This is a genomic window from Saccharomonospora sp. CUA-673 (assembly GCF_001942305.1).
Classification (GTDB): Bacteria; Actinomycetota; Actinomycetes; order Mycobacteriales; family Pseudonocardiaceae; genus Prauserella.
The window spans coordinates 199,951-216,344 of record NZ_MKKE01000055.1; the positions used below are offsets into that span (position 1 = coordinate 199,951).

General features: G+C 69.5%; 22 protein-coding genes and 1 pseudogene. 4 read left to right on the forward strand and 19 right to left on the reverse strand.

Annotated elements, in window-relative coordinates:
* Window positions 1-149: 149 nt before the first annotated feature.
* A complete protein-coding gene (locus BJF85_RS21545) occupies window positions 150-350 on the forward strand; it encodes a hypothetical protein (RefSeq protein ID WP_075849832.1) in 201 nt (66 codons plus the stop codon).
* A gap of 234 nt (window positions 351-584) precedes the next feature.
* Here the strand turns inward: BJF85_RS21545 and BJF85_RS21550 are convergent, their stop codons facing one another.
* The 10 genes from BJF85_RS21550 to BJF85_RS27650 all read right to left on the reverse strand — a co-directional run bounded on the left by BJF85_RS21550 (window position 585) and on the right by BJF85_RS27650 (window position 7,016).
* Window positions 585-1,253 (reverse strand): bifunctional 2-polyprenyl-6-hydroxyphenol methylase/3-demethylubiquinol 3-O-methyltransferase UbiG, encoded by a 669-nt coding sequence (locus tag BJF85_RS21550; RefSeq protein WP_075849833.1) that lies wholly within the window; start codon window positions 1,251-1,253, stop codon window positions 585-587.
* A gap of 103 nt (window positions 1,254-1,356) precedes the next feature.
* Window positions 1,357-1,935 (reverse strand): dihydrofolate reductase family protein, encoded by a 579-nt coding sequence (locus tag BJF85_RS21555; RefSeq protein ID WP_075849834.1) that lies wholly within the window; start codon window positions 1,933-1,935, stop codon window positions 1,357-1,359.
* A gap of 17 nt (window positions 1,936-1,952) precedes the next feature.
* Window positions 1,953-2,438, reverse strand: coding sequence for an SRPBCC domain-containing protein (locus BJF85_RS21560; RefSeq protein ID WP_075849835.1), 486 nt, complete (start codon window positions 2,436-2,438; stop codon window positions 1,953-1,955).
* A complete protein-coding gene (locus BJF85_RS21565; protein ID WP_222844625.1) occupies window positions 2,399-2,812 on the reverse strand; it encodes a helix-turn-helix transcriptional regulator in 414 nt (137 codons plus the stop codon). The genes BJF85_RS21560 and BJF85_RS21565 overlap by 40 nt, the downstream gene beginning before the upstream one ends.
* A gap of 43 nt (window positions 2,813-2,855) precedes the next feature.
* Window positions 2,856-3,452: a hypothetical protein gene (locus BJF85_RS28180; protein ID WP_158057065.1), complete on the reverse strand. Its 597-nt coding sequence runs from the start codon at window positions 3,450-3,452 to the stop codon at window positions 2,856-2,858.
* 5 nt (window positions 3,453-3,457) lie between these two features.
* On the reverse strand, window positions 3,458-4,141 hold the full coding sequence (locus tag BJF85_RS21575) for a hypothetical protein (protein ID WP_139320774.1): 684 nt from the start codon (window positions 4,139-4,141) through the stop codon (window positions 3,458-3,460).
* On the reverse strand, window positions 4,131-5,063 hold the full coding sequence (locus BJF85_RS21580) for a hypothetical protein (RefSeq protein WP_075849839.1): 933 nt from the start codon (window positions 5,061-5,063) through the stop codon (window positions 4,131-4,133). Before BJF85_RS21580 ends, BJF85_RS21575 begins: the two co-directional genes overlap by 11 nt.
* On the reverse strand, window positions 5,060-6,328 hold the full coding sequence (locus BJF85_RS21585) for a hypothetical protein (protein ID WP_075849840.1): 1,269 nt from the start codon (window positions 6,326-6,328) through the stop codon (window positions 5,060-5,062). The genes BJF85_RS21580 and BJF85_RS21585 overlap by 4 nt, the downstream gene beginning before the upstream one ends.
* 18 nt (window positions 6,329-6,346) lie before the next feature.
* Window positions 6,347-6,712, reverse strand: a complete 366-nt coding sequence (locus BJF85_RS21590) for a hypothetical protein (protein ID WP_139320775.1) — start codon at window positions 6,710-6,712, stop codon at window positions 6,347-6,349.
* Window positions 6,713-6,785: 73 nt separating this feature from the next.
* The gene (locus tag BJF85_RS27650; protein ID WP_139320776.1) at window positions 6,786-7,016 is read right to left on the reverse strand and encodes a hypothetical protein; all 231 of its coding nucleotides are present in this window, start codon (window positions 7,014-7,016) and stop codon (window positions 6,786-6,788) included.
* 170 nt (window positions 7,017-7,186) lie between these two features.
* Between BJF85_RS27650 and BJF85_RS27655 the strand changes: the two genes are divergently transcribed.
* A complete protein-coding gene (locus BJF85_RS27655; protein WP_158057067.1) occupies window positions 7,187-7,462 on the forward strand; it encodes a hypothetical protein in 276 nt (91 codons plus the stop codon).
* Window positions 7,463-7,639: 177 nt separating this feature from the next.
* Here BJF85_RS27655 and BJF85_RS21595 read toward each other — a convergent pair whose 3' ends face one another.
* From BJF85_RS21595 to BJF85_RS21600, 3 genes are read right to left on the reverse strand one after another with little or no spacing between them, the layout of a single operon-like run.
* Window positions 7,640-7,984, reverse strand: a complete 345-nt coding sequence (locus tag BJF85_RS21595) for an SRPBCC domain-containing protein (protein ID WP_222844626.1) — start codon at window positions 7,982-7,984, stop codon at window positions 7,640-7,642.
* Window positions 7,981-8,130, reverse strand: a complete 150-nt coding sequence (locus BJF85_RS29175) for a hypothetical protein (protein WP_222844627.1) — start codon at window positions 8,128-8,130, stop codon at window positions 7,981-7,983. Before BJF85_RS29175 ends, BJF85_RS21595 begins: the two co-directional genes overlap by 4 nt.
* Window positions 8,127-8,483 carry a helix-turn-helix transcriptional regulator gene (locus BJF85_RS21600; protein ID WP_075849842.1) on the reverse strand — a complete coding sequence of 119 codons (357 nt, stop codon included), beginning with the start codon at window positions 8,481-8,483 and terminating at the stop codon, window positions 8,127-8,129. The genes BJF85_RS29175 and BJF85_RS21600 overlap by 4 nt, the downstream gene beginning before the upstream one ends.
* 65 nt (window positions 8,484-8,548) lie before the next feature.
* Here BJF85_RS21600 and BJF85_RS21605 point away from each other — a divergent pair, with 65 nt between their 5' ends.
* Both BJF85_RS21605 and BJF85_RS21610 read left to right on the forward strand, forming a co-directional pair.
* The gene (locus BJF85_RS21605; protein WP_075849843.1) at window positions 8,549-9,007 is read left to right on the forward strand and encodes a GNAT family N-acetyltransferase; all 459 of its coding nucleotides are present in this window, start codon (window positions 8,549-8,551) and stop codon (window positions 9,005-9,007) included.
* 65 nt (window positions 9,008-9,072) lie between these two features.
* Window positions 9,073-9,798 (forward strand): dienelactone hydrolase family protein, encoded by a 726-nt coding sequence (locus BJF85_RS21610; RefSeq protein ID WP_075849844.1) that lies wholly within the window; start codon window positions 9,073-9,075, stop codon window positions 9,796-9,798.
* Window positions 9,799-9,831: 33 nt separating this feature from the next.
* Here the strand turns inward: BJF85_RS21610 and dnaB are convergent, their stop codons facing one another.
* The 6 genes and pseudogenes from dnaB to BJF85_RS28185 all read right to left on the reverse strand — a co-directional run.
* Window positions 9,832-12,129 carry a replicative DNA helicase gene (dnaB, locus tag BJF85_RS21615; RefSeq protein ID WP_369822262.1) on the reverse strand — a complete coding sequence of 766 codons (2,298 nt, stop codon included), beginning with the start codon at window positions 12,127-12,129 and terminating at the stop codon, window positions 9,832-9,834.
* A gap of 480 nt (window positions 12,130-12,609) precedes the next feature.
* On the reverse strand, window positions 12,610-13,398 hold the full coding sequence (locus tag BJF85_RS21620) for an ESX secretion-associated protein EspG (protein WP_075849846.1): 789 nt from the start codon (window positions 13,396-13,398) through the stop codon (window positions 12,610-12,612).
* A gap of 189 nt (window positions 13,399-13,587) precedes the next feature.
* A complete protein-coding gene (locus BJF85_RS28545) occupies window positions 13,588-13,749 on the reverse strand; it encodes a hypothetical protein (RefSeq protein WP_187346947.1) in 162 nt (53 codons plus the stop codon).
* The gene (locus BJF85_RS28550) at window positions 13,728-15,170 is read right to left on the reverse strand and encodes a PPE domain-containing protein (protein WP_075849847.1); all 1,443 of its coding nucleotides are present in this window, start codon (window positions 15,168-15,170) and stop codon (window positions 13,728-13,730) included. Before BJF85_RS28550 ends, BJF85_RS28545 begins: the two co-directional genes overlap by 22 nt.
* A 65-nt stretch (window positions 15,171-15,235) precedes the next feature.
* The gene (locus BJF85_RS21630) at window positions 15,236-15,670 is read right to left on the reverse strand and encodes a hypothetical protein (RefSeq protein ID WP_075849848.1); all 435 of its coding nucleotides are present in this window, start codon (window positions 15,668-15,670) and stop codon (window positions 15,236-15,238) included.
* Between the two features lie 329 nt (window positions 15,671-15,999).
* Window positions 16,000-16,394, reverse strand: a pseudogene (locus BJF85_RS28185) (hypothetical protein); the annotation flags it as partial.

A 16,394-nucleotide genomic window follows, 5' to 3' on the forward strand; every position in this document is an offset into this window, starting at 1 on the left:
GTCGACGGCCTGCTCCCGCAGGTCGAGGGCGCCGGCCTGCCGGCCGGTCTGCCGACCGAGGTTCCGACGGAGCTGCCCGCCGGTGAGCTGCCGGCCGGTGAGCTGCCCGCCGACCCGACCGCGGGTGCTTCGACGGCGTCCTCGACGGCGTGTCGCTGAACGGCATGACGCTGGGCGGTGCGGAGCGTTCCGCCGAGCTGCCGGTGTTCGACTCGGTCGTGGGCGACCTGCCCGCGGGCGACCTGCCGACGGACGTCCCGTCGGTCGACCGCGACTCGGCGAAGGGCCAGCTGAAGGGCACCCTGGACAAGGCCGCGATCCACGGCTACAGCCTGGGCGCGCTCGTCTGATCGAGTAGCACAAAAAACGGGCCCTGGGAGCAAAGCTCCCAGGGCCCGTTTCTTCGCGCGCGCCGTGAAAGTCCCCCAAGCCGCCGTGTCAGCAACTCACGTCGCCGTGTTGGCAATCCACGCGGGCGTGTCAGCGATCCGCGTCGCCGTGTCAGCGTTTCGCGTCGGGCGTGTCAGCAATCCACGCGCGCGTGTCAGCAGTTCGCGTCGCCGTGTTGGCGTTCCGTGTACGGATCAGGCGGTTCGGCGGGCGCGGAGGACGACGTCGTTGTGGTGGTGGGTCCCCTCGGGCGGCGGGGTGGTGCGGGCGCGGAGGGCGTTGTCCTCGATCGTCCAGTCGTCGCCGAGTAGTTCGGCGACCTCGCCGGGCTGGTAGTAGAGGTGCGGTTCGAAGGACGGGTCGACGTCGGCGATGTCGTGGCTGACGTACAGCAGCGTGCCGCCCGGTGCGACGGCGGCGAGGAGTCCGCGCAGCGCGGCGTCCCCGGGTTCGCGCTTCAACGGGAAGTAGTGCACGGACACGAGGTCGAACGTGTCGGCGGGCGGCGCCATGCTGGTCGGATCGCCGTGCACCCAGCTGATGTGCTCGGCGACGTCGACGTTCCCGGAACCGCCGGAACCGCTCTCGGCCGAAGCGGCGTGTGCGGCGGCGGCACCGCGTTGGAGGGCGACGCGGGAGATGTCGATGGCGGTGACCTGCCATCCGCGGCGGGCGAGCCAGATCGCGTCGCCGCCCTCGCCGCAGCCGACGTCGAGTGCCTGCCCGGGCGGCAGGTCGGCGACGTCGGTGACGAGCACCCCGTTGGGATTCCCGCTGAACAGCTGCTGCTGACTGCGATACCGCTCGTCCCACGCCTCGGCGGTGTGCTCGTGTGCGGGGTGCGGCTCGTGCTGCTGAGTCATGACTCCAGATTGCGCCGCAGCACACACCCCTGCCAACTCCCGTTGCCACCCCGGCAAACCCCGCCCGGGAACTCCGCGCTCCGGAAGGGTCTGTGCACCCTCCTCAGCCGTGGCGGGTGGGGCGGTAGGTGAGCTCCTGGGTGTGGCCGTCGAGTGTGCGGCACTCGATCAGTTCGAGGTCGAAGTCGGCCGCGTCGCGGAAGATCGGAGCCAGCCCGGTCTGCCCTGTGATCACGGGAAAGAGCGTCACCTGGACGCGGTCGACCAGGCCGGCGGCCATGAGCGCCCGGTTCATCGCCAGGCTGCCGTGCGAGCGCAGCGGCACGTCGGACTCCTCCTTGAGCCGGGCGACGACGTCGACGGCGTCGCCGCTCTCGACGGTCGCGCCCGGCCAGTCGAGCGGTCCGGACAGCGTGCTCGACACGACGGTCGCCGGCAGGTGCCGCATGCGGGTGACCCACGCGTCGTGCACCTCGGAGTCCGCGGTGGCCGAGCCCACCATCTGCACGAACTCGCGATACGTGTTGGCCCCGAGGACCATTCGCTGCTCCGTGCTGTGCAGGGCGAGCCGGTGTTCCAGGAGCTCCGGGCCCTGCTTGCCCCAGTAGCCGCCCCAATCGCCGCGGTTCGAGCCGAAGCCGTCGAGACTGGAGAAGACGTCGAACGTGTAGGTGGTCGTCATGATGTTCCCCGGTGTGGTCAGGCTGCGAGCAGCTCGTCGATCTGGTTGATGGCGGACGTGGCGCCCTCGACGGTGCCCATGTCCAGGACTGTCTGCAGGCCCTCCGCGGAGGCGAAGCGGTTGACGAAGGTGACGCGGGTGCGACCGTCGATCTCGCTGAAGGTGTAGGTGCTGTACGAGACCGGCATGTCCGGCAGCGGGTTGAAGTCCTCGTCGGCGAAGCCGTCCTCGAAGGTGAATTCGCGTGGCTCGTCGACGGTCCGCACCGCCCACCAGCCGCAGTACTTCTCGCCGTCGGGGCCGGTCATGTAGTAGGTGACCCGTCCGCCGGGGCGCAGGTCGTGGTCGACGACGGTCGCGGGGTACGAGGGCGGTCCCCAGATCCGCTCGAGTTGGCGTGGGTCGGCGTAGATCTGCCACACGCGCTCGGCGGGTGCGGCGAATTCGGCGGTGATGGTGAGGGTCAGGTTGTCCGGGTCGTGCCGGACGTCGGTGACGGGCATGGCTCGTTCTCCTCTGTCGGTTCGGGTTCTTGCCCGGCGGCGAGGAGCTCGTCGATGCGGGCGACGCGGCCGCGCCACACCTCTTCGAACTCGCCCAGCATCGACGCCACCGAGCGCACCGCATCGACCTCACCGGTGGCGAGGTTTTCGCGTCCGCTGCGGCGCTTGGTGACAAGGCCCGCGCGTTCCAGGACGGCGACGTGCTTCTGCACCGCCGCGAAACTCATCTCGTAGTTCGCGGCGAGCGCCGTGACCGAGTGCTCGCCGGCCAGCACGCGACGCAGAATGTCGCGCCGGGTCTGGTCGGCGAGTGCATGGAAAAGAGCGTCCGCCCGGTCTTCTGCCTCGACGTCATCCACCTCACAAACATACAACCAATCGGTTGTATGTTTCAACCCCGAGGCGAAGAAGGCCTGGTCAGCCGCGGCTCCAGACGGCGGCGGCGTCGCGTGCGGTGTCGTAGGGCCGTGCGCGGCCCACGACGGTCAGCCGGTCGTCGTCGGCACCGGTGATCGACCACAGCTCGCTGACCGAGCCGGCTTCCCGGTCGTCGAACGCGCGGATGCCGGTGTCCCGGTGCCATTCCTGCCCATCGGCCGAGGTCCACAGGGCGGCGCGGACCGGAGCTTCGTCGTCGCTCCGGGCACCGGTGACGGCGAACTGCTCACCGGTCCAGGTCACGTCGATTGCCGTGGCGAAGCCGTCGTCGACGCCGAACGTCCGCGGGCGGTGTGGAACTCGCGACCACGTGCGGCCGTCCGGTGACGTCCAGACGACGGCGACGGCGGTGTCGGCGCCGGTGTCGCCCACGGCGACGTAACCGTCGGGGCCGGCCGCGACGCCGGCCATGGTGGTCTCGTCGTAGCCCTCGCCGAACGCCTCACCGAACACGTCGTCGTGCGGCGCGCGTTCCCACCGGGATCCGTTGTCCGAATGCCACACCGCGCCGACAATGCCGAATCCGGGCAGTTCCTCCGTGCCGGTGGCGACCAGACCCGAGGGTCCGCTGGTCACGGACCTCATGCTGGTGGTGCCGGGCGTTCGAACGGGGAATTCTCGTGTGTCGCGCGGGTCCAACTGCGGCCGTCGTCGGAGGTCCAGACCGCGGCCTCGTCGCCGCTGTCGCCAACGGCGACGAAGCCCGAGCCGTGAGTGGTGACCGAGCGGATCTGGGTACTGCCCTGGCCCTGTCCGCCGAACACGTCATCGTGTGGGACGCGCTGCCAGTCGACGCCGCCGGCCGACGTCCACACGGCGCCGACGACATCCCCGTCGCCGAGTGCCTGGTCGACGCCGGTGGCGACGAAGCCTTGGTCGTTCGCGGCGACCGACAGGGCCGCGGCGCCGTCGTCGGGGTTGCCGAACACGGCGTCGTCGTGCGGTGCCCGTTCCCACTCGTCGTCGCCGTGGGAGTACCAGACTGCGGCGGTCGACGGGGTGAGGTCGCCGCGTTGCCATTCCTCGGAGCCGACGGCGACGGTCGTGCCATCGTGCGTGGCGACCGATGCCATGAGGGCACTCGAGTCGCGGCCTCCGAATCCGGGCGAGTCCGGTTCGTACCGCGTCCAGCCGGCGTCGTCGGAATCGGCTCCCGACGTCACCCAGAGCACGACGCCGACGGCGACCACGACGGCCATGAGCACGGCGATCGCGATGACGACGGGTGCACGCCGGCGGCGTGCGGCGGAAGGGTCAACGTTCACGGCGGTCACCGGTGGTGTCGTGGCCGTCGGGGGTGGTGAACCAGGCGGGGTTGACCCGGCCGGTGAACATCTCCTCGCCCAGTTCGGGGAAGAGCTTGCGGAATTCGGCCGCGCTGCCCTTGAAGTCGATGACGTCGCAGAGGTGGCTGATGTTGGGGTCCTCGAGGATCTCCCACACGTGCACGTCGCTGAGCTGCGACACGTAGATCTTGCGCGGGCCGTCGGGGTAGCGCAGTTCGGGGACGAGTGCGAGCTCGAGCATGCCGCGCGCGTTCGGGTTGACCGACGCGCCGGCGGCGACCGAATGCAGGATCCCGTTGTAGACGAGGTCCCACAGCCGCCGGTCGCCCTGCCATTCGTGTTGGACCAGGCGGATGTGACCGGCGTTCTCGCCGCTGCCGCTCTCGAGGGTCAGGGAGAGCCCGGCGCCTCCGGCGACGACGTCCCCCGAGACGGTGTGCAGCTCGTACAGGTCGATCACCTGACGGCGCCGCGTGACACCGAAGGTGATCGTGTGCAGCTGGGCCCAGTCCGCACCCGCCGACAACACCCGGTACGTCGCGGGCCGCGTGATGAGCAAGGCCCCGACCACGTAGACCACCCACGGCTGCCAGACGAGCATCCAGGAGAAGGGGTTGCCGTCGCCGTCGATCATCTGGATGAACGTCATGCCGACGATCAGGATCGCCATGCTGGCAGCGAACACGGCGACCTTGCCGCGCTTGTTGGACTTGTGCCAGGCGAGGACGGGTCCTCGGCCTTCCGGTGGCGAGGGTTTGTGGGACAGCCGGAGTTCCCGGTTGCGGTCCTGTTCCGGCGCGCGGTCCTTGCCGGTCCAGCCGAGGCCGTGCGGCGGGAACGGCTCCCCGGTCTCCGGGTCGGGCCGTGGCGGCAACCCGGGCCCGGTGCGCTCGTCGCTCATTGCCCGCTGGTGCCCCACTTCCCTGCCGGCCTGAGACGGTCCACCTCCTCAGGGAGGTCCGACTCGTCGGGAATGATCGTGTCGACGATCTTATCGCCGGCAATGGCGCCGAACCCCATCCCCGCAGCGCCGCACACGACCGGCCCGACGGGCGGGAACAGGGACGAACAAGCCGCAGCTCCGGTGACCCCGCCGACCCAGCCACCACCGAGCTGACCAGCGCTGCTCGCGACAGCTTTTCCCCAGGTCTGCTCTCCGGTTGCGGCTCCCAGAGCTTCATTGCCTGCAGTGAGCAACCCTCCGACCCAAGGTACTTTGCGTGCAACGCTGCCGACCTTGTTGCCCAGCGGGGTGTTCGGCGCGATGTCTCCTGGGCTGGCAGTCGCAGCGACCCGAACCGACTCCGGGACGTGCTGGCGCACCTTGTCCAGCTGCTGCATCTGGGTGCGGTAGGTCGTCTCGCTTCCCTTGGCACGGGAGAGGTCCCGCATGATCTGGGTCCGCTGCTGCGCCGGCAGGCCATTCAGGTTGACGGCACCGGCGGCGAGAGACTGGTAGGTCTTCGACGCACCCTCCAGAGACGAGATCTTCCGCAGCAGATCGGCCCTGGTGTTCTCCATGCTCGCGACGGTGTTCAGGGCATGAGACGCGGTCGTCCGTCCCATGTCCCAGGCCTCCTTGAGGCCGAAGCCCTGGTCGGCATCGAGGGCTTCCCAGAATTCGGTGTGCGCCTGCTCCTCTTTCTTGCGCGCATCGGTGTAGATCTGGAGACAGGTGTTGAAGACCTCCGCTTTCGCGTTGAAGTCACCGATCAGGTTGTTCCAGGTCTCGCGGTCGCTGAAGAAGTCCGACTTCGCGTTGGGACCCGAGTAGTTCGTCGGCATCGGCCTCTCCATCGCCGGCTCCTCCGGACGACGGATGAACGGGCCCTCCACCTCCAACCCGCCTTCCGTCGCCGTCCGCCGGGCTCTGCCCATCTCCTTGTTGACGGATTCGATGGCGCCGCCAAGGTCGGCGAAGGCTTCCGCGTAAGTTCCGCAGGTAGCTCCCAGCTGCCGGGTGTACTTCAGGTGCGGAGCAAGTTCGTCCAGGAAGGCGCCGGCCGCGTCACCTTCCCAGCTCGAGTAGGCGGTGTTCCGGGCGGAGCAGTGGGAGTCGTCGGCGCTCTCGGCGGCCTTCTTGGCCTCGCGGAGAGCCTGCGCGGCTTCTTCGAGCATGCCGACGCTTCCGTTGACGGTGGTGTTGATGTGAGCCGGTGTTCCCATGTTGTCCCCTTGTGCGGATCAGGGCGTCGGGCTCGGAGGCGGCGTTGGTGCCGGAGCGGTTTCGGTCTGCGGTTGCGGACGGTTCTTGTGCTCCTCGGGGTCCGGTGGAGCCTCTTCGAGCTTCGGGGGCGCTTCGGCTCGTTTCCGCTTCTCGTGTTGGTCAGTGGTCTCGACATCAGGATCGGTCGTTTCGACCTCGTTGCGGTGCTCGTCCTCCGCCGCCTGATACATCCCTTCGGCCGTGTCGACGTTCGCCGCAATGGTCTGACCTTGCTGCGCGAGGGCGAGCGCGATCTGACCCACCCGAGCCAATGCCGCGTTGGCGACGTCGGAGGAGAATCCGGCGTTGACCGCCTCGGGCAACTTTTCGGCGACTTCGTCCAACGACGACGATCCTGCTCTGAGGTCCCGCACGATTGTCGAGAGCTTGCCCTCGTCGACCCGGTAGTTGCTCACGTCATTCCCCCAACTCACCGATGCGCATGACGTTGTCGTCGCGGGCCCGGCTTCGGCGGTCCTGGACCGGCGTGCGGTGTCTGGCGTCCTCGTCCAGCCACCCGTTCCTGACCACTGCGCTGGCGCCGCATTCGTTGGCGACTGCCTCGACCCGCTCCATGCTGATTGCCGAAAGCGGCTGGTACGGGCCGCATGCTGCCCACGCTTCCTCGGGTGTGGAGAAGACGAGCAACAGGTTCTCGCCGGGCTTTGTTCCGTGTAGTTCCGCGACGACCTCTCGGTCTCCTGAACGTGCCGGGCGCGTCGGAATCCAGACGACAGGCTCCTCAGGGGCGTCTGCGGGCAGCGGGTCCAGTGGCGCGATCTCCGTCCACGGCGTCCCCGGGTATCGCGCGCGGCGGGGTGTTGGACGTCGATCGCGACGAGGACCGTTCTGTCGATGTCCGCCGCGAAGTTCCGGAGCTGCGCCGGAGTGACCGTGGTGTATGGCTGCCCGTCGCCGCAGGATTCGGTCAGCAATTGCAGGCTGGTGTATGCCCAGAGGCTGACCTCGTCGGCCTGGTCCGTCGTCGACAGTTCGGGCCGGTCGGCCTCGGGGTCGATGAGCAGGTAGAGCCGGCCGGGCGTATCGCCCAGGCCCTCGACGAGCATGAGTCGCGCGCGGTCGTAACCCTGTAATACCTCAACCAACTGCGTCCCCCTCCTGGTCACAGTTTCCCCAGTACAACATCGCGCCACTGGGTCAGCAAGCGAACGCGGAGGGGTGCGACATCGGGGGCTCGCTCGTCGTCGCGACCGGGTGACCAGCGACGTCGCCGGGGCACGCGCAGTACCCCGGCGACGGCGGGCCGCGGCTCAGCTGCCGGCGGTCGTCATGGTGCGGTCGGTTTCGAGCAGGGTCTTGAGGCTGGCCAGGACCCACGGCCATCCGCCGCCGCCCTGTTCGACCTTGCCGTTGCCGGCGACGTCCTTCGCCGTTTCGGGGGCGTCGGTGACGTCGTGGGTGAGCGTCACGCGGCACAGCCCGGGCGCGACCTCGTCGATGTCGTAGGTGAGGCGCTGCGGGGGTTCGTCGGTGTGCCAGGCCGCCTGCCAGTCGAGGATCAGTCTGCGCGGCGGGTCGAGTTCGACGACGGTGGCGGTCAGGGCTTCGTCGCCCATGCCCATTTCCTTCATCGCCGGTGTCGTGTGGTGGATCATCTGGCCGCCCGGCTTGGCTCGAAGGTGAGGTCGCCGCCGTAGCCGTACCGGTTGGTGTACTCGGAGCTGGTGAGCGCCTGCCACACCTTCTCGGCCGGTGCGTCGATGTAGATGGAGTGGATCTGCGTGATGCGGGTGTCGGTCATCGTTCGTGTCCTTCGGTGTCGGCCGGCGTCTCGGATTCGGCCAGCGTCTTGAGGTCGGTGAGCGCGCGGATGTGCGGCTCGGTGTACTTGTCGATCCACCGGTCGTGGATCAGTCGAATCGGGACCGCGTTGAGGTAGTGCAGGCGTTCCCGGCCGGATTTGCGGACCGTGACGAGATCCGCCTCGGCGAGAAGTCGCAGATGCTTGGACACCCCGTACCTGGACATCTCGGTGTGCCGGTTGACGACCTCTTCGAGTTCCCCGAGCGAGCGGCCGTCGCGCTCGAAGAGCGTGTCGAGGAGCAGGCGGCGTGTCCGGTCCGCCAGGGCCTTGAACACGAGGTCGTCCTCCATGCACCGAAGATAGGTGACCAAAAGGTCACATGTCAACGGTTGGTGGGTGCGGCTAGCGTCGGTGCATGGCTGACGTGGGGTTCGTGCCCGGGGATTTCGTGCCGCCGACGTCGCTCGTCACCGAGCGGTTCCGGCTCGAACCGTTGGGGCCGCGGCACAATGCGGCCGATCACGCGGCGTGGATGTCGAGCATCGAGCACATCCGCGCGACGCCCGGCTACCCGGACGGCAGTTGGCCCCCGGTGGACGGCATGTCGCTCGAGGACAACCGCGCCGACCTCGCCCGGCATGCGGCGGATTTCGAGAATCGCCGCGGGTTCACGTTCACGGTGCTCGACCCGGCCGACGGCGACGTCATCGGCTGCGTGTACCTGTACCCACCGTCCACACCGGACCACGACGTGACGGTCCAGTCGTGGGTGCGCGCCGACCGCGCCGACCTCGACACCCCCCTGGCCGACACCGTCGCCACCTGGCTCGCCACCGAATGGCCCTGGCGCCGCATCGACCGCTGCGGACGGTGAGTCGTCGAATTCCGCCGCTCGTGAACACCGGCCGAACGACCGCGAATGAGCCTAGGTTCGGTGTCATGTCGACTGTCACGACGCGTACGGTCACCTACCCGGCCGACGGCTTGACGATGATCGGGCACCTCGCGGTTCCCGCCGGTGATGCCCCTAGGCCTGCGGTGTTGATCGGCCCCGAGGGGCCGGGGCTCAACGATCTCCAGCGGCGCCGGGCCGATGCTCTGGCCGAGCTGGGGTACGTGGCACTGGCCTTCGACCTGCACGGCGGGCACTGGTTCACCGACCCGGACGAGATGTTGGCCCGGGTGATGCCGCTGCTCGCGGACCCCGACCGGCTACGCGACATCGGCCACGCCGCCCTGGACGTGCTGCGGGCCGAGCCGCGCACCGACCCCGACCGGATCGCCGCCGTCGGCTACGGCACCGGCGGAGCGGTCGCGTTGGAACTCGGCCGCTCCGGCGTGGATCTCCGCGCGATCGGCACGGTCAACGGTCTGATCACGGGAAGACCCGGCGAGGCGCGGAACATCCGGTGCCCCGTGTGGGCCGGCGTCGGCTCGGAAGATCCGATCATGCCGCCCGAACAGCGGGACGCGTTCACCGCCGAGATGCAGGATGCGGGCCTCGACTGGCGCCTCGTGGTCTACGGCGGGGCGCTGCACGCGTTCCACCATCCGACGGTCGACCAGGAGGTCGTCCCCGGCGTCGCCCATCACCCGCTGCACGCCGAGCGGGCGTGGCGCGACGTCGTCGCCATGCTCGACGAATGTTTGCCCGTGACCGAGTGAATCGTGCTCACTCACGCGTTTCGCCGAACCCCGCTACTCCCGGGCGAGGTCGGCGAAGCGGCTGTAGTGGAGTTGGTGGGCGACGGCGATGGTGCTGGTGGGGCCGGCGCGGTGTTTGCCGAGGATCAGGTCGGCCTCGCCTGCGCGCGGGTCGTCCTGTTCGAACGCGTCGGGCCGGTGGATCAGCATGACGATGTCGGCGTCCTGTTCCAGCGAACCGGATTCACGCAGGTCCGACAGCATCGGGCGTTTGTCGGTGCGCTGTTCGGGACCACGGTTCAGCTGGCTGATCGCGATCACCGGCACCTCGATCTCCTTGGCCAGCAGCTTCAGCTGACGCGAGAACTCCGACACTTCCTGCTGACGTGATTCGACGCGTTTACCGGACGTCATCAGCTGCATGTAGTCGACGACGACGAGCTTGAGGTCGTTGCGCTGCTTGAGCCGGCGGGCCTTCGCGCGGATCTCCATCATCGTCAGGTTCGGCGAGTCGTCGACGAACAGCGGCGCCTCGCTGATCTCGCTCATCCGCCGCGCCAGCCGGGTCCAGTCGTCGTCGGACATCCGCCCACCGCGCATGTCCGCCAACCGGATCCGCGCCTCCGCCGACAACATGCGCATGACGATCTCGGTACGGCTCATCTCCAGCGAGAAGATCGCGCTGGTCATCCCGTGCTTGATCGAGCACGACCGGGCGAAGTCGAGGCCCAGGGTCGAGTTGTGCGTCGGGATCATCGACCGGCCCGCGAGGTACAGGTGGTCGTCGGCGCTGACCTCGACACACCGCACCGGCACGCTGTCGATCGGCCGCACGTCCACGATGTAGCGCGGCGTGGGCCGCGGACGACGGCCGGTCATGCGCTCCTTGTGCAGCAGGTGCTTGCGCTGCAACCAGAAGACGCGGTCGTGCGTGGTGAAGTTCAGCGTGTACGCGGTCGACGACGCCTCCGTGCGACCCCGCACCCGCTTCGTCGTCAACGAGCACCGGTAGCCGAGGCTGACGATCAGCTCGTAGACATCGGCGGCCAGCCGGTGGTCGGTGACCGAGAACTGCACACCGCCCGACCCGCCGACGGTGCCGTCGGTGTCGAGCAGTCCCGCCAGCAGCGCGCGCCGCTGGTACACCGAACCGCGCAGGTACTCGGCCGGCACGTGCTTGTTGCCGAGCACCCCGAGCGACCGCAGCACGGGGTCGATCTCCGGCGACGAGTCGAGATCCGGGGTCGGGAAGCGGAGGGAGTAGGCGTAGGTGCCGCGCCGGGGGCAGTACAGGTCGGCCTCGGCCTCGAGGTAGGTGATGATCTCCGGGTCGGCGGTGGTGAAGCGTGCGCCGTCGGAGTGGCCGTCGCCGAGCCAGGCGCCGAGCGCGTACGGGTGCAGCGGCAGGTCGCGTTCGGGCAGCTCCAACGGTTCGGCCAGCCGCACGGAGTGGTTCACGCGCCCGTCGGCGGTGTCGCAGCGGACGGTGTCGGCGAGTTCGGCGGTGGTCCGGACCTCGGCGGGGCCGCGGACCCGGCGACTCGCGCGGGTGTCGGTCAGCCACTGGTGCTCGGCGTCGGCGACGATCGTCGAACCGTCGGAGAACTCGACCTCGTAGCAGGGCCGTCCGTGCATGACGTCGGTCGCGGCGACCACGGTGGTGGGCGTGCCGTCGGAGCCGATCAGCCGGTCGCCCGGCTGGACCTGGCCCATCGTGGTCCAGCCGTCGGGCGTCGGCAGCGGGGTGTCGAGCGCGAGCGCCTTCCCGACGCCGGGACGGGCGGCGATGATGATCATCTGGCCGGGGTGGAGGCCGTTGGTGACCTCGTCGAGGTCGGCGAAGCCGGTGGGGATGCCCTGCGCGTCGCCGCCGCGGGAGGCGATCGCGTCGATCTCGTCCATCGTCGGCTGGAGGAGTTCCTCGAGCGCGACGTAGTCCTCGCTGGTGCGGCGTTCGGTGACCTCGTAGATCGCGGCCTGCGCGCGGTCGACGACCTCGTTGATGTCGCCGCCGTCGTTGTTGTCGGCGCCGTAGCCGTACTGGACGATGCGCGTGCCGGCCTCGACGAGGCGGCGCAGCACCGCCTTCTCGGCGACGATCTGCGCGTAGAACCCGGCGTTCGCGGCCGTCGGCACCGTCGCGATCAGCGTGTGCAGGTACGGCGCCCCGCCCACGCGGGCCAGTTCGCCGCGGCGTTCCAGCTCCGCGGACACGGTGATCGGGTCGGCCGGTTCGCCGCGCCCGTACAGGTCGAGGATGCAGTCGTAGACGGCCTGGTGCTTGGGCAGGTAGAAGTCCCCGGGCCGGAGCACCTCCACGACGTCGGCGATCGCGTCCTTCGACAGCAGCATGCCGCCGAGCACGGACTGCTCGGCCTTCGAATCCTGCGGCGGCTGGCGTTCGAACGTGCCGTGCTCGCCGCCTGCCACGTCCGTGCCGCGGTCGTCGGTGATCGCCACCGGTGTGGGCACCCCCTTATTCGTCTGCTGCCTCGCCCGCTGCCCGCATACAGGCAGCTCGAACGCCAGTTCGATGATACCTCGAATCCGACGTCGAGCGTCGCAGGCTCGGCGGCGTTTCGTGGCGCGACGTTAGATCGCCCGAACAGCCTCGTGCAATTGACCCTGGGGACTGGTGCGGACCTCTCTGTGCATCGCCTGTGGATGACTCGGCCCATCCAGCCACAAAGGCGGATCTTGCTGTGCACAAGTTGGGGAAAGGGTCACCCGAACGAGTCAGATTTCCTGGTCAGCGCCTGATGGGGGATGTGGACAACTTTGTTCGTCACACCCTCGGCGTGTCCCGCGAAGGTCGTTGTTCGGCGTGTCGGTTCAGCCGGCCACGCCCGACTGGGCCTCGCGCAGCTTCGACGTCAGTACGGCGGTCGTCGCGGGCGTGGCGACGAGCATCGGCTCGCCGGTGCCGGGCTGCTCCTCCAGGAGCCACCGGCCCTCGGTGTTGTCGATGTAGGTCACGGGCTTGGCGGAACGGTTGCGTTGGCCGGACCGGCCGCGCGCCGCGACGTACAGCTGCCCGCCGCCGCTGCGCTCGGCCGACAGGATGCGCTTGAACTCGCTGACGTCCTTCTGCGCCGCGCTGGGCGAATCGGACCGCAGCACGGTGAGCTCCTCGTTGGTCCCCTCGCGGCGCGAACCGTCGATCTTGCTCTTCGGCACCGAGATCGCGCGGGAGGCGGCGGGAGCCCAGTGCGGAACCTGCGTCAGGAACGACTCGAGCAGTTCGTGCGCCGGAACGCTCACCAGCACGATCACGCCGGCGTCCTCGTTGTGGACGAGCGTGAACGCCTCACCGCGGCCGCTGCCCGCGAGCACGGCGAGCTTCAACGGCCGGCCCTCGTGCACGCCGGTCATCCACCCGTAGTACTCCAGGTCGGGGTGGGCGATCGCCTCGACGGTGGCGTGCAGGTGCGGGTGCAGGCCGTGGTCGTTGGCGAGACCGTCACGGGCGAGTTCGGCGTGCATCTCCGCGTCGAGCCGGCGCAACGTGTCGGGGTCGTACCACGTGGCGCCCTTCTGGACCGTCTGGTGCGGTTCGGTCCCGGCCCGGCGGAGCAGTCGGGCGAGGGTGTCGGCGCGGAGAATCACCTGGTGATCAAGCACAGTTCAGCCTCTTCGGGAGTGATACGTCGCGGGCGGCGGGTGCGGTCGGCAGAGCGGGCCGCCGCCTGACGATGCAGGCAGCGGCCCGATCTTATGACCGTTTCGGGGCTCGCGCCCCACCGGTTACAGCGTGTCGTATTCGGCCGGCTCGCGCAGCCACGTTCCGCCCGGCCGTTACGCAGTGGTGTCCTATTCGCCGATGACGGGCGGCGCGGTCTTCTGGTCGGTGCCGAACAGTTCGTTGCCGTCCTCGGGGATCATGAACTTGCGTTCGTGCTCCTCGTCGTCGTCACCGGGACCCCGGCGACCGGCGGCACCGGCCATCGGCATCATGCCCGCGCCGCCGCGCATCGCGCCCGCGCCGGCCGCGCCGGAACCACCCGCCGCGGTGCCACCCGCGACGCCGCCGCCCGCACCACCGGCGCGCCGGCCCCGGACGCACCGCCCGCGCCGAGTCCACCGGCCGCCCCCATCGGGCCGCCGACCACACCGCCGACGCCACCGCCGGGGCCGAACCCGCCTGCCGCCGAGCCGGCACCCGCGCCCGTGGGGCCGAAGCCGGTGCCGGTCGGACCGAAGCCCGTCGTGCCCGTCGTGCTCGTCGGCGTGACGGTCGACGAGGTGGTGCTGTCGTCGTACGGGTCCCGGCCGGTCGTGTCGGACGGGTCGAGCGGACGGGGTGGCGTGCTGCCGTCCCACGGCGGACGGGGCTCGATGTCCCGGTCACGCGGCGGCTCGATGAACGGCGGGTCCCACCTGGGCGGCTCGTAACGGGGCGGCGTGTCGTACCTGGGCGTGTCGTACCTGGGCAGGTCGGTCCGCCTGGTGTCGTCGGCGGGCGGAACCAGCATGGTGCCGCCACCACCGCCGTCGCCACCGTCACCGCCACCGCCGTCACGGTCGTGGGAACCGCCGCCGCCGTCCTCGGTGCGGCGGTTGTAGATCGGGCTGCCGTCGTCGAGGCGGGGGTCGATGCGGGTGGTCGTGGTGGTGTCGTTGCCGTGTCCGGTGGTGATCGGCGTGCCGGGGCCGCCCGGGCCGCTGTGCTGGGAGGCCTGGGTCTGGTGCGCGCCGTCGCCGCTGACGCCGGACGAGCGGTAGCCGGTGCCGGCGCCGTTGTCGTTGCCGGGTCCGACCTGGGGTGCGTCGCCTGCGGTCTTGTCGCCGCTGACGTTCGTCCCGGCCAGCGCGACGTCACCGATCGCGCCGTGCCGCGTGGCGTAGTGCGGCAGTGCGCTCGCGTTGCCGGTGCTGGCCGAGTGGTAGTCGTTGAAGACCTGGACGTTCTTGTTCGCCTTGTCGTTGTAGTCGGCGATCTTCTTGTCGAGGTCGGTGTCCCACGGGGCGAGGTCGTTGAAGATGTGGCTGCTCGGCGGGTGCTCCGGGATGGGCTCGACCTCGGTGCGCACCTTGTTGTGCGCGTCGGCCTGGGTGCTGAGAACGGAACTGCTCTTGCCCAGGTCGCTTCCGGTTTCCGTCATCCACTGGCGGAGCGGCTGGGCGCCCATGCGGGCGCTCTCGGCGCCGTCACCGGTCCAGGCCGCGCTCATCTTCGCGTCGAGATCCTGGATCTGTTTGACGCGGTCGTCGTATCGTTCGGACATGGCGGAGCTGGCGGTGTGGCCCTGGTTGAGCGAGGCGGTGCCGGGACCGCTGGTGATGCGTTCGTAGATCTGATAAGCGTCGATGCCGCCGCCCTGGGCGCTGGTCTGTTGCCGGCCGCCCTCGGTGATGCCGTGTTCGAGCACGAGCGAGACGATTTCCTGTTGCATCGCAGGTCAACTCCCCTGGTTGCTGTCGATGAGTCGGGACGCGGAGGCGTGTCGCGGGCGACGCATCAGAGGTTGCCGCCGGAGGTGACGGCGTCCTGGGCGGCTTGCGCCTCGGCGGCCTCGGTGACGGCCTTGGCCTCCTCGAGGGCCTCGACGTACTTCTCGACGTGTTCGAGCACGCTCTTGGTCTGCTCGACGAGGCTGTTGCCCGCGCTGGTGGCGACCTTCAGGAACGTGGCGCTGGCCGGCTCCGCGGACGGCGCCTGCACCTGGCTGATCGATTCGGCGTCGGCGAGGTCCTGTTGGAGACCGTCGCGCAGTTCCTTCCACTGCGTCAGGACGGCGTCGATCTCCTCGGGGGTGAACTCGTAGCCACCGCCGGAGCTCCCGTCCAGAAGTGCCCCTGCCTTCCCCGCGGCGCCGGCCACCCCGGCTCCGGCGCCTTTGAGGCCCTTGACGAAGATCTGCGGTGTTCCTGCGGGTGATCCCGGGTCGTGCACGGTCGGCCCCTTCCTCGTCCCCTCGTCACGCTTCTGATTGAAAGCTTTACCGGATTCGGGCAAAGCGTCAACCGAGTCGAAAGTAGGACGATTTCGGGCGTCGGATGGTTTCCGTTGCACGCGAAAATTGTTCGGGGTCACGCTCGCCCAGGCGTGTGACCTGCGGTTTCTGCTGTGGTGGTGGGCAGTGTTCACACGGGTGGAGCCGCCCGGTCACCGGAATGTCATCGTTCGGTGACGAACGACAGTGGCGGCCTCCCGGTTCGGAAGGCCGCCACTGTTCGGGTATTGCGCGATGCGTTGTTGTCCGAGGTGTTGTTGTCGGCGGGTTATTCGCCGATGACGGGCGGCGCGGTCTTCTGGTCGGTGCCGAAGAGTTCGTTGCCGTCCTCGGGGATCATGAACTTGCGTTCGTGTTCCTCGTCGTCGGAGCCCTGCTGGCCGCGTCCGGCGGCGCCGCCCATGGGCATCATGCCGGCGCCGCCGCGCATACCGCCTGCGGCGCCACTACCCGCGGCGCCAGCGCCACCACCTGCGGCGCCTGCCGCGCCGGCACCGCCGGCTCCGGCGCGGTCGCACCGCCGGCGCATGCCACCGGCCGCTGCGCCACCGCCCATGGCGCCGCCCATCGCGCCGCCGCGGCCTCCGCCCATCGCCGCCGACGCCGAGCCGGAGCCGGGCGCCAGCCTGCGCGCCGCGTACCGCAGGGCCGGAACCGGTCGGG

What these genes read in the sequence shown, in the direction of transcription:
- BJF85_RS21550 (WP_075849833.1), bottom strand. Translation starts at nt 1,253, where the DNA reads ATGACTCAGCAGCACGAGCCGCACCCCGCACACGAGCACACCGCCGAG.
- BJF85_RS21555 (WP_075849834.1), bottom strand. Translation starts at nt 1,935, where the DNA reads ATGACGACCACCTACACGTTCGACGTCTTCTCCAGTCTCGACGGCTTC.
- BJF85_RS21560 (WP_075849835.1), bottom strand. Translation starts at nt 2,438, where the DNA reads ATGCCCGTCACCGACGTCCGGCACGACCCGGACAACCTGACCCTCACC.
- BJF85_RS21580 (WP_075849839.1), bottom strand. Translation starts at nt 5,063, where the DNA reads ATGAGCGACGAGCGCACCGGGCCCGGGTTGCCGCCACGGCCCGACCCG.
- BJF85_RS21585 (WP_075849840.1), bottom strand. Translation starts at nt 6,328, where the DNA reads ATGGGAACACCGGCTCACATCAACACCACCGTCAACGGAAGCGTCGGC.
- BJF85_RS21595 (WP_222844626.1), bottom strand. Translation starts at nt 7,984, where the DNA reads ATGATCCACCACACGACACCGGCGATGAAGGAAATGGGCATGGGCGAC.
- BJF85_RS29175 (WP_222844627.1), bottom strand. Translation starts at nt 8,130, where the DNA reads ATGACCGACACCCGCATCACGCAGATCCACTCCATCTACATCGACGCA.
- BJF85_RS21600 (WP_075849842.1), bottom strand. Translation starts at nt 8,483, where the DNA reads ATGGAGGACGACCTCGTGTTCAAGGCCCTGGCGGACCGGACACGCCGC.
- BJF85_RS21605 (WP_075849843.1), top strand. Translation starts at nt 8,549, where the DNA reads ATGGCTGACGTGGGGTTCGTGCCCGGGGATTTCGTGCCGCCGACGTCG.
- BJF85_RS21610 (WP_075849844.1), top strand. Translation starts at nt 9,073, where the DNA reads ATGTCGACTGTCACGACGCGTACGGTCACCTACCCGGCCGACGGCTTG.
- dnaB (WP_369822262.1), bottom strand. Translation starts at nt 12,129, where the DNA reads ATGCTGCTGTCGAAGGACGCGATCGCCGACGTCGTGGAGGTGCTCCGG.
- BJF85_RS28545 (WP_187346947.1), bottom strand. Translation starts at nt 13,749, where the DNA reads ATGCGCGGCGGCGCGGGCATGATGCCGATGGCCGGTGCCGCCGGTCGC.
- BJF85_RS28550 (WP_075849847.1), bottom strand. Translation starts at nt 15,170, where the DNA reads ATGCAACAGGAAATCGTCTCGCTCGTGCTCGAACACGGCATCACCGAG.